Below are 13,765 nucleotides of genomic sequence, written 5' to 3'. Positions count from 1 at the left end.
GTCGATCTCAGGTGGCGGGTGCGGCGATGCCGAACAACGCCTTGACCTGCGGACGCAGCAGCACCACCAGCGTAAACACACCGACGACGGTGCCGAACGGCATGAACGAGCAGGAGATGCCGGCCACGATCAGGCACAACAGATGCCGCCTGCGCTGGGCGATGCAACGGCCGGCATAGGCCATGAAGCCGGCCATGCTGAGTCCACCCAGGATGAGCATCGCTGCAATGATCACGAAGACCCAGCCGAACAGCTGTATCTCCTGGGGCGCCGCCTGCCCGGTGCTGTCCTTCATGGGCAGCCGCCCGGTCACGATGGCCAGCCCCATGAACAGGTGGATCAGCGGAATCAGCGAAAACAGCCCGGTGATGCCGGCCAGCACGTAGTGGAAGATCGACAGCAGCTTGAGATGCTGAAGATCGTCGGTGCTGGCCGATGCGGTCGTGGCGACTGGGGAAGCGTCCATGCAGATACCCTGATTGATCAGCCGATCCGCACGCGTTCGTCGCCGTGCGCACTGACCACCTGGCCGATACGCCAGTGCGCCAGCGACTGCGCATCCAGCGCCTGCTCGAGCGTGGCGGCTTGCTCGGGCGAGGCGATCAGCACGAAGCCGATGCCGCAGTTGAAGGTGCGCCACATTTCGGCATCGGCCACCACACCTTCGCGTTGCAGCCAGGCGAAGACCGGCGGCAGCGTCCAGGCGGTGGCATCGATGTCCAGGCCCAGCCCGTCCGGAACGACGCGGATGATATTTTCGGTCAACCCGCCGCCGGTGATGTGGGCCATGGCATGGATCGCCTCGCCATGCGCTTTGAGCAGCGCCAGCACCGGCTTGACGTATAGCGCAGTCGGCGCCATCAGCGCATCGATCAGCTTGGTGCCATCGTCCAGCACGTGTTCGGCCGGGGCGCCGGCACGCTCGTAGATCTTGCGGATCAACGAATAGCCATTGGAATGCGGGCCAGAGGAGGCGATGCCGATCAGCATGTCGCCGGCGCGCACCTGCGCGCCATCCAGCAGCTGCGATTTTTCCACCGCACCCACGGTGAAGCCGGCCAGGTCGTATTCGCCCGGCGGGTACATGTCCGGCATTTCGGCAGTTTCGCCGCCGATCAGTGCGCAACCGGAGAGCTCGCAGCCACGCGCGATGCCGCCCACCACCGCCGCGGCGGTGTCCACATCCAGCTTGCCGGTGGCGAAGTAATCCAGGAAGAACAGCGGCTCGGCACCCTGCACCAGCACGTCGTTGACGCACATGCCGACCAGATCGATGCCGATGGTGTCGTGCCGGCCCAGCTGCTGGGCCAGCTTGAGCTTGGTGCCCACGCCGTCGGTGCCCGAGACCAACACCGGCTCCTTGTACTTGCCCGACAGGTCGAACAGCGCGCCGAAGCCACCCAGGCCGCCCATGACCTCCGGGCGGAAGCTGCGCTTGACCAGCGGTTTGATGCGTTCGACCAATGCATTGCCGGCGTCGATGTCGACACCCGCGTCGCGGTAGGTCATGGGCGAGGGGCTGGAAGGCGTTTGGCTGGTCACGGGCGGGGGTGGCTCGGCGGTAAAGGCGGCGATTTTAGCAGCCACGTTGGCGCTAGCGCCCCATTCGGGCAACAATTCACCCGGATACGCTTATGTCATGGAACCGTCGATGCGCCGCAGTCTCGCTTTCTTTCTCGCCCTCGTGGTCGCCATGCCCGTCGCCCCGGCCTTTGCGCAAGCAGACTTGCGCACCGAAGGCGACGTTGCCAAGGCGCAAAGTGCCTACGACGCCGAAGTGCCGGTCAATAGCCAGAGCGAATCCGATCGCCCCGGCGCACTGGCGCGCGCGCTGGGTGCAGTGCTGGGCAAGGTCTCCGGCGACCGCGGCGTGATGAGCCGCCCCGGCGTGCCGCAGGCGCTGCGCAACGCGCCCAACTACGTCGACCACTACGACTACCGCCAGGATCAGGGCACTTCGCGCACCGGCGCGCCGACCTTCCGTACGACCCTGGTGGCACGGTTCCGGCAATCGGATGTGGATGGCCTGATCGCCGCGCTGGGCCTGCCGGTGTGGCCGTTGCCGCGCCCCAAGCCGGTGCTGTGGTTGGCCATCGACGATGGCAGCGGCCCACGTCTGGTTGGCGTGGCCCAGGCCAATGCCGCGCGCAGCGTGCTGGACCGTGCGATCGAACGCGGCTACCGACTCGGGTTGCCGAGCGGCGCCGCCGCCGAGCAGGCACTGGCTGGCGCGATCTGGCGCAAGGACACCGCCGCGGTGTCGCGCGCCTCGGCCAAGTACAGCCCGCCGATGCAGCTGATCGGCAAGCTCTACCGCAGTGACGCCGGCTGGACCGCCGATTGGGTGTTCGTGGACAACGGCAATGTGCTGTCCAGCTGGACCAGCAGCGACGGCGACGCACGCCGCGCCATGGCGGCGGGTGCCGATGGCGCCGCCGATGCGCTGGTCAAGCGCTACGCCAAGCGGGTGGATTCGGGCGTGCCCGGTGTCTACCGCGTGGTGATCACCGGCATCAGCAGCGCCGACGACTACCTGCGCGTGTCGGCCGCGCTGCAGGGCGTTTCGGTGGTCCGCAGCATTCGCCCGGTCAGCGCCAATGGCGACCGGATGGAATTGGACCTGGAATTGCTCACGGGTATTTCCGGCCTCAACCGTATGCTCGGCGACAACAGCCCGCTGGTCTCGGTCTCGGTACCGACCGAAGGCCGGATCATTCTCGAAAACGAGCACGCCGAGTACCGCCTGAAATGACTTTGACTCCCGAAGCCGAAATTGCCCTGTTCCTGCGTCGCCTCAAATGGGCGGCGGTGATTGTCGGTGTGTTGTGGGTGGTCTCGCTGCTGGCGCCGATCCTGACCCCGTTCGTGCTGGCGCTGTTGCTGGCATGGCTGGGCGACCCGCTGGTGGATCGCATCGAACGTGCCGGACGCTCGCGTAATGTCGCAGTGATGCTGGTCTTCGTGCTGGCGACGCTGCTGTTCGTGCTGGCGCTGATGATTCTGGTGCCGATGATCGAGCGCCAGATCATGACCTTGATCGATGCGCTGCCGCAGATGCGCAACTGGGCCATCGGGACCGCCATTCCGTGGCTGGAAGCCAAGACCGGCATGCAGCTGATGGCCTGGTTGGACCCGGAGCGCTTGATCGACTGGATCCGCAGCCACTGGGAACAGGCCGGTGGCGCCGCCAAGACGCTCTTCGGCTACGTGTCGCGCTCGGGCTTTGCGATGGTCACCTGGGTGATCAACCTGGCGCTGCTGCCAATCCTGGCGTTCTACTTCCTGCGCGACTGGGACCGGTTGGTCGAACGTGTGGCTGCCGTCATCCCGCGTGCCTACATCGGTACCGTGAGTCGCCTGGCACAGGAATCCAACGACGTGCTCGGTGGCTTTATCCGCGGCCAGTTCCTGGTGATGCTGGCGCTGGGGGCGATCTACGCCACCGGCATGTCCATCATCGGGCTCAACCTGGGCCTGTTGATCGGCATCATCGCCGGCTTGATCAGCTTCATCCCGTACCTGGGCGCGACCACAGGCATCGTGCTCGCATTGCTGGCAGCCATCGTGCAGGCGCAAGGGCTGGATCTGAAATTGCTGATCGGTGTGGGTGTCGTGTTCACGGTGGGCCAGTTGCTGGAAAGCTATGTGCTCACGCCGCGCATCGTCGGCGACAAGATCGGCCTGCATCCGGTGGCGGTGATCTTCGCGGTGATGGCCGGCGGCCAGTTGTTCGGCTTCCTCGGTATGTTGTTGGCGTTGCCGGTGGCGGCGGTGGCCAACGTGTTGTTGCGCTATGCGCATGAGCAGTACACGCGCAGCGATCTGTATGCGGGCGAGCGTGCCGGCATCGTGCTGCAGTCCACGCCCGAGCGCAGCGTGATCATCGACCCCAGCAAGGACGCGGACCGGTTGTGAGTGTTCCGCAGTTGCCGCTGGCGTTGCGCGCGCCGCCCGATCAGCGCTTCGACAGCTACATCGCCGCGCCCGACGGCCTGCTCGCGCAGTTGCAGGCGCTGGCTGCCGGGCAGGTGAGCGATTGGTTGTACCTTTCCGGCCCCGCCGGCACCGGCAAGACGCATCTGGCGCTGTCCCTGTGCGCCGCCGCCGAGCAGGCAGGGCGCACGCCGGCGTATCTGCCGCTGCAGGCGGCCGCCGGCCGCTTGCGCGATGCGCTCGAAGCGCTGGAAGGCCGCAGCCTGGTCGCCCTGGATGGCGTGGAAAGCATCGCCGGCCAGCGCGACGACGAAGTGGCGTTGTTCGATTTCCACAATCGCGCGCGCGCGGCTGGCATCACGCTGTTGTACACCGCGCGACAAATGCCCGATGGGCTGGCGTTGGTGTTGCCAGACCTGCGTTCGCGGTTGTCGCAATGCATCCGGATCGGGTTACCGGTGCTCGACGATGCGTCACGCGCGGCGGTGCTGCGCGACCGCGCGCAGCGTCGCGGCATGGCGCTGGACGAAGCGGCGATCGACTGGCTACTGACCCACAGCGAGCGCGAACTGGCGGGGCTGGTGGCCTTGCTGGATCGTCTGGATCGCGAATCGTTGGCTGCAAAACGCCGCATCACCGTGCCATTTCTGCGGCGTGTGGTTGAGGATCGTGGGTCTTAGAGCAGCTGACAGAGTTACCACGATCACCGCTACGCAGGCCCGAGCTGCTTCGCGATTCCCATCAGCACATCTATGGCAGGTCCAGGCGCTCGAGGCACATCGCCTAGAGCTTGCAGAGCAGGCGGTCTGTGGCTCTGCTGCAAGGACCCGTCGGGATGGCCGGTGCGCATGGTGCACGCAATGCCGATGCACACCGGGCGATGCGGCGTTGTGGCCACGATCAGCCGCCGTCGTGCAGCAACTGCGCATCCAGCGCCGCCAGCCGCTGCGGCGTGCCGACATCGGTCCAGCGCCCGGAATGGTGAATGCCATCGATCAAGCCTGCTGCCATCTGCGCGCGCAGGATCGGCGCCAGCGCAAACCGCGGCGCCGTGCTGCCCTGTGCGGGCAGCGGGCCCATCACCGATGGCCAATCGCGTAGCAATGCTGGCCGATAGATACCGATGCCGGCATAAGTATGCGTAGCAGGGAGATCGGCACGTACCTTGCCATCGGCGTCCATCGCGAAATCCGCACGCGCTGCATATGCAGGTTGGTCGACCAGCACCAGTTGCGCCAATCCCTGCGGCGCACGCGACAGTCGGGAAAAATCGAAATCGGTCCAGATGTCGCCGTTGATCAGCAAAAAGGGCGCATCGCCCAACAGCGGAAGCGCATGCAACATGCCGCCGCCAGTTTCCAGCGGTGTGGTCCCTTCGTAGGAATAGGTCAGCCGCAGGCCGTACGCGCTGCCGTCTCCCAACATCTGCGGGAACTGCTCGGCCAGCCACGAGGTGTTGATCACCGCCTCGTCCACCCCCAGCGCCGCCAACTTGCGCAGATGCCACACGATCAACGGCGCGCCGCCGACGGACAGTAACGGCTTGGGCGTGTGTTCGGTCAGCGGGCGCATGCGCTCGCCGAATCCTGCGGCGAAGATCAGCGCCTTCATGCCGTGGCCTGCTGCGCACGCGCAGCCAGCGCGGGTTTGATCACCTCTTCCAGCAGGCCGATGAGCGGCGCAAGCTCGGCGTAGCGCGGCAGTACTTCGTCCAGATACGCAATGAAGCGCGGCACATTGTCCAGATACCAATGCTTGCCATCGCGATGACTCAGGCGCGAGAAAATCCCCAGGTTTTTCAGATGGCGCTGCACGCCCATCCAGTCCGCATCGCGCAGGAAGTGCGCCAGCGGCGGAACCGGCAACCCGGCCGCCGTTGCCCGGGCGTGATAGCGCTGCAGCCAGCCGTCTACCCGAACGATCGGCCAGCTCACCGACGTGTCCTTGAACAGGCTGATCGGGTCGTAGGCGATCGGGCCGATCACGCAATCCTGGAAATCCAGCACCGCCGGGCCATCGGGTACCGGCATCAGATTGCGCGGCATGAAATCGCGGTGGGTGAACACGCGCGGCTGGGCCAGCGCGTTGTCCATCAGACGGCGCTGCACCAGTTGCAATTGCTCGGCATGGGCGCAGTCCAGCTGCACGCCCAGGTGGCGGCCCAAAAACCATTCTTCGAACAAACCGGCATCGCGTTGGAGCAGTGCTTCGCCAAACACGCCGCTATCGGCAGGTGGGGGGATTTTTTGTAGCAACAACAGTTGAGCAATCGCGCCATCCAGCAAGTCGTCGGCGTTGGCGTCGGTGAGGACCTGTGCCAGCGTCGGAACGCCCAGGTCCTCCAGCAGTAGAAAGCCGGTGTCCAGATCCTGTGCAAGCACCTGCGGCACGCGTACCCCATGGGCGCCCAGGAGCGCATGCATGCGCAGCCACGGCGCCACGTTTTCCAGCTGCGGTGGCGCATCCATCAAGATGCGATCCACGCCACGCCCGCGTGTGCGCCAATAACTGCGAAACCCCGCATCGACCGATGCGCGCTGCAGCGAGGCGTGTGGATCGTCGAGCGCTTGTTGCGCCCAGTGCAGGCGACGCGCATCGCGCGCAGGATCCGGATGAAGTGACGTCATGGAGAGAGAAGGTGTAGTGGAGTGATGGATAGACGCAGCAGAGACGCGTCGAAACGCTCAGCGCTTGTTGCCACTGAAAAACCGCAACAACGCCAGGATGGCAATCGCTCCGAGCAGCGCGCCAAGGAAACCGGCCGGCTCGCCTGCGTGGTACCACCCCATGTAGCGGCCAAACCAGCTGGCGACCACGGCACCGGCAATGCCCAGCACGATCGTCAGCAGGCAGCCCAGACGTTGCGTACCCGGCGTAATGAAGCGCGCCAGCAGCCCAACCACAAAACCGACCAGCAGAATGTAGAGCCAGCTGTCGCTACCAAACAGATGATTCATCGCAGCACCGAAGGTGGACGGGATCGGCAGACTAGCATTTCGGATGTCGCTGCCTGGCGCAGTGGGCGCAGGAGCGATCGCGCCGATGCATCGACTTCTCAGAGCGTAGTGATCGGCTTCTGCCGCTGTGCGCTTTTGATTTCATGCGAAGCCATCCATCTCTCCGGCCAGCCGCTTCCCAGGAGACATGTCCGCAGGAAAATGTCGGGGGATGAGGTTTGCAAAAAGCAAAAGCATCGCAGGCGAGGCTTCAGGGGAAAAACGGCTCTGCATCGGCAAGCAACTTCCAAATCCTTGCCCGAAGAGGAGCAGATCCTGAGCCCCTCTCCCGTCGGGAGAGGGGTTGGGGTCAGGGTACGGGGCCAGGCAACGCGTGAAGTCAGGCGGCCAAGGCGCACCAGGAGCCTGATCGCCAACCAGGCAGCCAGACCACCAACCACCAACCACCAACCCACGCAAGCACCCGCACAAACCGCTACTAAGCTTTCGCAGCAGCTGATTCAAGCCAACCGGATGCATCGGTTCAACCGCTAACTCAACAGCAACCATGCCCGCCATGACGGGTGCCGCTATCGGCCGCCACCGGCGAGCCGCTGGTTTCCCCGCGCAGGCAGGCAGCATGATGGTCGGCAATCACCTTCGAGACGCACGCGGTCACGCGCTTGCCCATCGGGATGTGCAGGAACTCGTTGGGGCCATGCGCATTGGAATGCGGGCCGAGCACGCCGGTGATCATGAACTGCGCGCCGGGAAACTTCTCGCCAAGCATGCCCATGAACGGGATCGAGCCGCCTTCGCCCATGTACATCGCCGGCTTGTCGAAAAAAGCCCGGCTGGCGTCATCGATCGCCTTTTCCAGCCATGGTGCCATCGCCGGTGCATTCCAGCCGGAGGAGGCCTTTTCCAGCTCGAGCGTCACCCGCGCACCATTGGGCGGGTCGCGCAACAGCGCTGCCTTGAGCAACTCGCCGCAGGCCTTGCCATCGGCCGTTGGCGGCAGTCGCAGCGACAGTTTCACCGCGGTCTGCGGACGCAGCACGTTGCCGGCTGAGGCCAGCGGCGGCATGCCATCCACCCCGGTAATCGACAGCGCCGGGCGCCAGGTGCGGTTCAACACCAATTCGGCTAGGTCTTCGTGCATCGGCACCAGGCCATCGACCATCGGGAACTTGTCGAAAATAGCGGTATCCAGCGTGGCAGCTGCGGCCCTCGCTTGGGTCAGCCGTTCGGCGGGCACCTCCACATGCAGGCCGTCGAGCAGGATGCGGCCGGTGGTTCCGTCCTCGATGCGCGACAGCAGCTGGCGCAGCAGGCGGAAGCTGGACGGCACCACGCCCGAGGCATCGCCCGAGTGCACGCCTTCTTCCAGCACCTTGACCGTCAGGTTGCCGCCGGTCAGCCCGCGCAGCGAGGTGGTGCACCACAGCTGTTCGTAATTGCCGCAACCCGAATCCAGGCACACCACCAGCGACGGCTTGCCGATGCGCTCGGCCAGATGGTCCACATAGGCCGGCAAATCGTAGCTGCCGGACTCTTCGCAGGCCTCGATCAGCACCACGCAACGCGCATGCGGCAGGCCCTGGGTACGCAGCGCCAGGATTGCGGCCAACGAACCGAAGATGGCATAGCCGTCGTCGGCGCCACCGCGCCCATACAACTTGTCCTCGCGCAGCACCGGCTCCCAGGGCCCCAGGTCCGCGTCCCAGCCGGTCATCTCCGGCTGCTTGTCCAGGTGCCCGTACAACAGCACGGTGTCGTCGCCCGATTCGGCGCCGGTGGCCGGGATCTCGATGAAGATCAATGGGGTGCGGCCTTCCAGGCGCACTACCTCGACCTGCATGCCGTCGATGGCCTGCGCGCGCGCCCAGGTTTCCATCAGGGTCACGGCCTGCTCCATGTAGCCATTGGCCACCCAGTCGGCGTCGAACATCGGCGACTTGTTGGGGATACGGATGTAATCGACCAGTTGCGGGACGATCTCGCGGTCCCAGGTGTCGCTGATGAATTGGTCGATCTTGGCGCTGTCCATGAAGGCTCCGAATGCGTGACGTAGCAGCACATTCTACGCCGGTGACATGGGGTAGGGATTTCCCTACAAGGCGGCGCGCAGTTCACCGGCTGTGTGAAAAGTTCGTTGGCGATAGGATTGCTGCATGTGGCGCGGGACACTGGCTCCGCCGGCAGGAATGCTGGCTAGGACCATCACCCAAGCCACAAGGAGCGTTGCAATGAAGTCATTTACCGTAGTCCTGAAGTCCCTGCTACTGGCGTTGTTGTTGTCCTCGAATGCGTATGCGCTCGACAAGGTCGATATCAACACCGCGTCTGCTGAGGAATTGGACAAGGTGCTGACGAATGTCGGGCGATCAAAAGCCGAGGCAATCGTCGAGCACCGTCAGGCAAACGGTCCCTTCAAAAGTGCCGAGGAACTGGCACTGGTCAAGGGCATCGGACTCAAGACGGTCGAACGGAATCGCGACCTGATCGAAGTAGGAGCCACGATGGCTCCTGCCAAGAAGGCTGCCAAGGGGGCGGCGGTGAAACCGGTGGGACGGCGTTAAGGGGAAGGGATCCGAGATACGGTTCGACGCGAGGATGCGTGGCCGCAACCTAACTGGACAGGATGTCTGGGGGATGGCTGGAAGCCGACAAGGATGTGGAATCGCCCGGTGTTGCACTTGGATGTGCAGCCGGGCGTTTTTCGTTTTGGGCCCGTGAAGATCTTGGGATCGCGCACCGCAAGGTGTGCTGAAGTGGGCAGCAAAAACGTGGCGGGAACCTTCTCCCGAGATGGACTGCGCTGCAAAGCCTCAAAGCGTTCGAGTGACGCATGCATACGAGCATCGGTAGAGCCCGCCTTACGATGGTCGTGTCGTAGCCCGCCGCTAGATGTTCAGGTCACTGGCTATGCGTCTTGCCGATAAAGGCAGGCGACGCGGCAACATACGGCCTGATCTCGAGGCGCGAGCTTGAGGCACAATGCGCCGATGCAGCTGACAGACCTGAGCAGCCGGGTGATTCCGGCCAATGAGTACCGCCGTGAGCGGTGGCGCAATCAGTTGGGTTGGACTCGGGAGATCCTGCGCCTGGGCGATACGGCGCAGTGGGCATTGCGGTTGTCGATTGCCGAAATCGAGCAGGATGCAGCGTTTTCGGCATTCGCAGGCATCGATCGTGAGTTGGTGCTGCTTCGGGGTAACGGCATGCGCTTGATGTTCGGCAGTGGCGATGCTGATGCCGACACCGACACCGACACCGACACCGACACCCACACCCACACCCACACCCACACCCACACCCACACCCACACCGGTGCTCGCACGAGTGGCAGTGCTAGCGCTCACGCGAATGGCAGCGCCGCAACTGCTGGAATCCAAACCGCTGCGGATGCCCGGAAGGGTGCTGGTCCGGACACTAGTGGCGCAGGGAGTGCTGACGAGCATGCTGCTGGCGATGGCTCGTTGGGCGCGGGTGAGCGCCTGGGTGCAACTGCTTCGCGTAGCAGGTGTGTTGACTTAGTGCCGCCCTATCAGCGCGTGCGATTTGCTGGCGAAGAGGCGGTTGAGGCGGTGTTGCTGGACGGTCCTACCCAGGATTTCAACCTGATGTGGCGGCGCGACTTGCTGCAGACCGAGCTGCTGCATCGTCCGCTGGTCGGCACCATGTTGTTCTTTGCCGACCCGGGTAGCGCCTGGGCGATTCATCTGCTTGCCGGCCAGGCGAGTTTCGGGCGCGACAGCGGTTTGCCGCCGTTGGCGGCTGGCGACACCGCGTGGCTGAGCGCAGCGACGCGCACCCGTTACATGCTCGACGGTGGCGGCGAATTGTTGGCGATCCGGGTGAGTCCGTTGCCGGAACATTGAACCTGACGACGGCGCTACGCAGCCCTGCCTGCGGCGACTCGGTCGGCGGCCACGCGCCCCTACTGCTCGTGTGCAGTCCGGATATCTTGGATGTACGTTTGCCCGCGGTTTGCGTCCGGCGCATTGTGGGGCGAGCGGGCAGGTGTCCTGTGTCGAAGGCGTGCTGGATGAAATGCGGACCGGGGCGTCGACGCGTGTCTGGCCGATTATTGGCGTGAAGGTTTGCCGGCGCGGTGACGCGGATCAGTACACATCGCGTCGGTAGCGGCCGTCGTGTAGCAGTTGCTGCCTGACCGATGCACCCAGGATATTGTCTAGCGCCTGGTCTACCTCCGGTGCCATGCCGCGGAGGCTGCCGCACACGTAGAGGCAGGCGCCCTGTTCGACCCATAAGCGCACGTCGGCGGCCGCTGCAGCCAGCGCGTGTTGCACATAGCGTGCAGATTGATCCTGATCGCGCGAATACACGCGGTCCAGACGTTCGAGCCAGCCGGCGTGTTGCCATTGCTGCAGTTCGTCGGCGTAGAGCGCGTCGTGCGCAGCGTTGCGTTCGCCGAACACCAACCAGTTGCGCCGCGCTCCGGCAGCGATACGTGCGCGCAGATGCGCGCGCAGGCCGGCGATGCCAGTGCCGTTGCCGATCAGCAGCATCGGCCGATCGGGAGCCGGCGGGTGGAAGCCGGGGTTGCTGCGTAGGCGCAATGCAATCGGTGCGCCGATCGGTGCATGCACGCACAGCCAGCCGCTGCCCAGGCCCGGGCTGCCGTCGCCGTGGCGGTGCTGGCGTATCAGCAGTTCGATATGACCTTCCTCGGGGAGAGAGGCGAGCGAGTAGTCGCGATGAGGGAGGGCCACCAGATTGCGCACCAGCGTTTCCATCTCCAGTGGCGATGCGGTGCCGATCCCGGAAGCTGTCTGCGGGAGTGCAGTCGCCTGTGCTTTCGTCTCTTCGTTTGCGTTGCCTGCGATTGGCGCTAGATCCACCGGAGCAACGATTTTTGCGTCAAGCCTTGCAGCTGCTCGTTCCGCTGCTTTTCGGGATGAAGCTGCATGTTTCTCCCTGTGGGCAGCCAGTCCGGCGGGAAGCTGCGCGCCGCTGAGCCAGTCGCGCAGCATGCGGTTGTCGATAGACTGCGCGCCATCGTAGCGATGCCGCTGCAACCAGGCGTCCACCGTGGCGGCTGGATGGCGTGGCGCGATCTCGGCGATGTCGCCTGCTTTCCATGTGGGTAACTGGCCGTCGCACGGCGTCAGCCGCAGCCGATAGATCGGCGCGCCGGCACTGCCGGGATTAACGTGGATGCGCTCGCGCAGTTGCCAGGCTGCGTAGGTCGGTATGCTCCAATCCGGCTGCGTCGCGAGTGCGGGGGCCAGTTTCGCCAGTTGTCGCTGCCATTGTTGCAGCGCCTGTGGGTCGGCGTTGTCGACCTCGATACGCGCGAACAAGGGTGCGGCACCGCGTGCCTGCAGGCGATCGTCCAGGCGCCGACCGAATGCGCAGAACTGCGTGTAGCGCCGGTCGCCTAGCGCCAGCACGGCGTAGCGAAGTGCGGCCAGATCCTGGCCGTCACCAGTCAACCAGCGACGCTCGGCGGCCTGCAGATGGTCGGGTGCATCGCCTTCGCCGGTGGTGCTGACAATGCACAACAGCCGCGGCACGCGCGCGAGTTGGCTGGCATCCACGGCATCCAACGGCAGCGCCACTGCGCCTATCCCAGCCGACTGCAAAGCGGCGGCGCTGCGTTCGGCCAGTTCGCGCGCGAACCCGGTCTGGCTCGCCCAGGCGATCAACACACCGCTGGCGTCGCCGCGTTGCGCGCTAGCGCCGATGGATGAGCGCCATACGACGAGCGCGCACAGTGCCGAGTACGCCACCACGCCCAATGCCGCCAGTTGCCAGCGGTGCGGCGTCGGTGGGCTCCACCACGCGCCGTCATGCAGGCTGCCGAACCATCCGAGCAGCGCCGCCAATGCAAGCAACACCAGGCTGTTGCCAAGCCGGGCGCGTGGTCGTGCAAGACTCATGACGCAGCCAGATGCTGTTCGAAGGCAGGGCTCATCGATTCGTGCAGCGCGCCGTCGTTACGCGACAGGAAGCGCACCGCAAGATGCGCAGTGCGCGCATGGGCGAGTCCGTCATCCACGCCGAGCACGGTCATTGACGTGGCCCACGCATCTGCGTGCATCGCATCGTTTGCGAGCACGGTGACCGCGGCAGGCGCATGCGGCACCGGTACGCCGGTGCGCGGGTCGAACGTGTGCGCGTAGCGGACGCCGTCGGCGTCGAAGCGGTGCCAGCGATCCCCAGAGGTAGCCACTGCCAGCCCATCCAGCGCGAGTACGCGTGCCGGCAATGCCGCGCCTGCATCTTCGTCGGGTGCCGATTCCACCAGCACGCGCCACGCGCTGCCATCGGGTTTGCGACCGTATCCGAACAATTCGCCGCCGACTTCGATCAACGCGCTCGCGATGCCGGCCTGCATGAGCGCGTGGTGTACGCAGTCCACGCCAAATCCCTTGGCAATGCCCGAAAGATCCAGCGCCACTGCGCCAGGCTGCAGCACGCGCATGCCGTCCAGATCCAGGCGCTGCCAGCCGCAACGCAAGCCGGCCAGCCCGATCTGCTCGCGCGAAGGCACCCGTCGTCGGCCGCCGGAGGCGCCGAAGCCCCACAGCTCGACCATCGGGCCGATGGTGGGATCGAAGGCGCCGCCACTGGCCTGGGCGATGTCCAGGGCGGCGCGTAGTACCGCGTGGAACTCTGCAGGCAGCGTCTGCCAATGACCCGCGCTCGCACGGTTGTAGCGACTGATGTCCGAGTCGGGCTCCCAGGTGCTCATCTGCCGGACGACACGATCCAGTGCGGCCTGGATGCAGGCATGCAGCGGATGCAGGTCGCGCCCGCGCGGCGCCACCAGCTTCACGCTCCAGGTGGTGCCCATGCTGCGGCCGCCCAGGGTGGCGATTTCGTGGTTGGAAGGCGCTGCGGGCATGGCGTGACAGGGTGGGTGC

Annotated in this window: 13 protein-coding genes; 5 read left to right on the top strand and 8 right to left on the bottom strand. The window is 65.2% G+C overall.

From position 1 onward, the window contains the following. Positions 1-7: 7 nt before the first annotated feature. Together ACCQ00_RS14665 and purM are read right to left on the bottom strand one after the other, a co-directional pair. Positions 8-466, bottom strand: coding sequence for a hypothetical protein (locus ACCQ00_RS14665; RefSeq protein ID WP_039572774.1), 459 nt, complete (start codon positions 464-466; stop codon positions 8-10). 17 nt (positions 467-483) lie between these two features. Next, positions 484-1,617, bottom strand: coding sequence for a phosphoribosylformylglycinamidine cyclo-ligase (gene purM, locus ACCQ00_RS14660; RefSeq protein WP_180301661.1), 1,134 nt, complete (start codon positions 1,615-1,617; stop codon positions 484-486). Between the two features lie 22 nt (positions 1,618-1,639). Between purM and ACCQ00_RS14655 the strand changes: the two genes are divergently transcribed. From ACCQ00_RS14655 to hda, 3 genes are read left to right on the top strand one after another with little or no spacing between them, the layout of a single operon-like run. After that, positions 1,640-2,752 (top strand): DUF2066 domain-containing protein, encoded by a 1,113-nt coding sequence (locus ACCQ00_RS14655; RefSeq protein ID WP_039572780.1) that lies wholly within the window; start codon positions 1,640-1,642, stop codon positions 2,750-2,752. After that, positions 2,749-3,915, top strand: coding sequence for an AI-2E family transporter (locus ACCQ00_RS14650; RefSeq protein ID WP_017157699.1), 1,167 nt, complete (start codon positions 2,749-2,751; stop codon positions 3,913-3,915). Before ACCQ00_RS14655 ends, ACCQ00_RS14650 begins: the two co-directional genes overlap by 4 nt. Then, entirely contained in the window at positions 3,912-4,613 is a 702-nt protein-coding gene (gene hda, locus ACCQ00_RS14645; protein WP_039572784.1) for a DnaA regulatory inactivator Hda, read from the top strand. Before ACCQ00_RS14650 ends, hda begins: the two co-directional genes overlap by 4 nt. A gap of 220 nt (positions 4,614-4,833) precedes the next feature. Here hda and murU read toward each other — a convergent pair whose 3' ends face one another. The 4 genes from murU to ACCQ00_RS14625 all read right to left on the bottom strand — a co-directional run bounded on the left by murU (position 4,834) and on the right by ACCQ00_RS14625 (position 8,919). Continuing rightward, positions 4,834-5,544 (bottom strand): N-acetylmuramate alpha-1-phosphate uridylyltransferase MurU, encoded by a 711-nt coding sequence (gene murU, locus ACCQ00_RS14640; RefSeq protein ID WP_039572787.1) that lies wholly within the window; start codon positions 5,542-5,544, stop codon positions 4,834-4,836. Continuing rightward, positions 5,541-6,560, bottom strand: coding sequence for an aminoglycoside phosphotransferase family protein (locus ACCQ00_RS14635; RefSeq protein WP_039583622.1), 1,020 nt, complete (start codon positions 6,558-6,560; stop codon positions 5,541-5,543). Before ACCQ00_RS14635 ends, murU begins: the two co-directional genes overlap by 4 nt. Positions 6,561-6,617: 57 nt before the next feature. Next, positions 6,618-6,890: a GlsB/YeaQ/YmgE family stress response membrane protein gene (locus ACCQ00_RS14630; RefSeq protein WP_039572794.1), complete on the bottom strand. Its 273-nt coding sequence runs from the start codon at positions 6,888-6,890 to the stop codon at positions 6,618-6,620. 535 nt (positions 6,891-7,425) lie between these two features. Then, entirely contained in the window at positions 7,426-8,919 is a 1,494-nt protein-coding gene (locus ACCQ00_RS14625; protein ID WP_039572796.1) for a M20 family metallopeptidase, read from the bottom strand. 157 nt (positions 8,920-9,076) lie between these two features. Between ACCQ00_RS14625 and ACCQ00_RS14620 the strand changes: the two genes are divergently transcribed. Both ACCQ00_RS14620 and ACCQ00_RS14615 read left to right on the top strand, forming a co-directional pair. After that, positions 9,077-9,451 (top strand): ComEA family DNA-binding protein, encoded by a 375-nt coding sequence (locus ACCQ00_RS14620; protein ID WP_006452365.1) that lies wholly within the window; start codon positions 9,077-9,079, stop codon positions 9,449-9,451. A gap of 426 nt (positions 9,452-9,877) precedes the next feature. Next, positions 9,878-10,753: a HutD/Ves family protein gene (locus tag ACCQ00_RS14615; RefSeq protein ID WP_372353968.1), complete on the top strand. Its 876-nt coding sequence runs from the start codon at positions 9,878-9,880 to the stop codon at positions 10,751-10,753. Positions 10,754-10,996: 243 nt separating this feature from the next. On the opposite strand, the gene ACCQ00_RS14610 is transcribed toward ACCQ00_RS14615, so the two are convergent. Together ACCQ00_RS14610 and ACCQ00_RS14605 are read right to left on the bottom strand one after the other, a co-directional pair. Then, complete coding sequence (locus ACCQ00_RS14610; protein WP_039572802.1) at positions 10,997-12,778, bottom strand: flavodoxin domain-containing protein; 1,782 nt, start codon at positions 12,776-12,778, stop codon at positions 10,997-10,999. Then, positions 12,775-13,746 (bottom strand): FAD:protein FMN transferase, encoded by a 972-nt coding sequence (locus tag ACCQ00_RS14605; protein ID WP_039572805.1) that lies wholly within the window; start codon positions 13,744-13,746, stop codon positions 12,775-12,777. The genes ACCQ00_RS14610 and ACCQ00_RS14605 overlap by 4 nt, the downstream gene beginning before the upstream one ends. Positions 13,747-13,765: the final 19 nt, after the last annotated feature.

It is taken from the genome of Xanthomonas sp. NCPPB 3761 (assembly GCF_041475705.2).
Taxonomy (GTDB): domain Bacteria; phylum Pseudomonadota; class Gammaproteobacteria; order Xanthomonadales; family Xanthomonadaceae; genus Xanthomonas; species Xanthomonas phaseoli.
The sequence above is the reverse complement of the archived record's forward strand: the minus strand, read 5'-3'. Positions and strand labels throughout refer to the sequence as shown.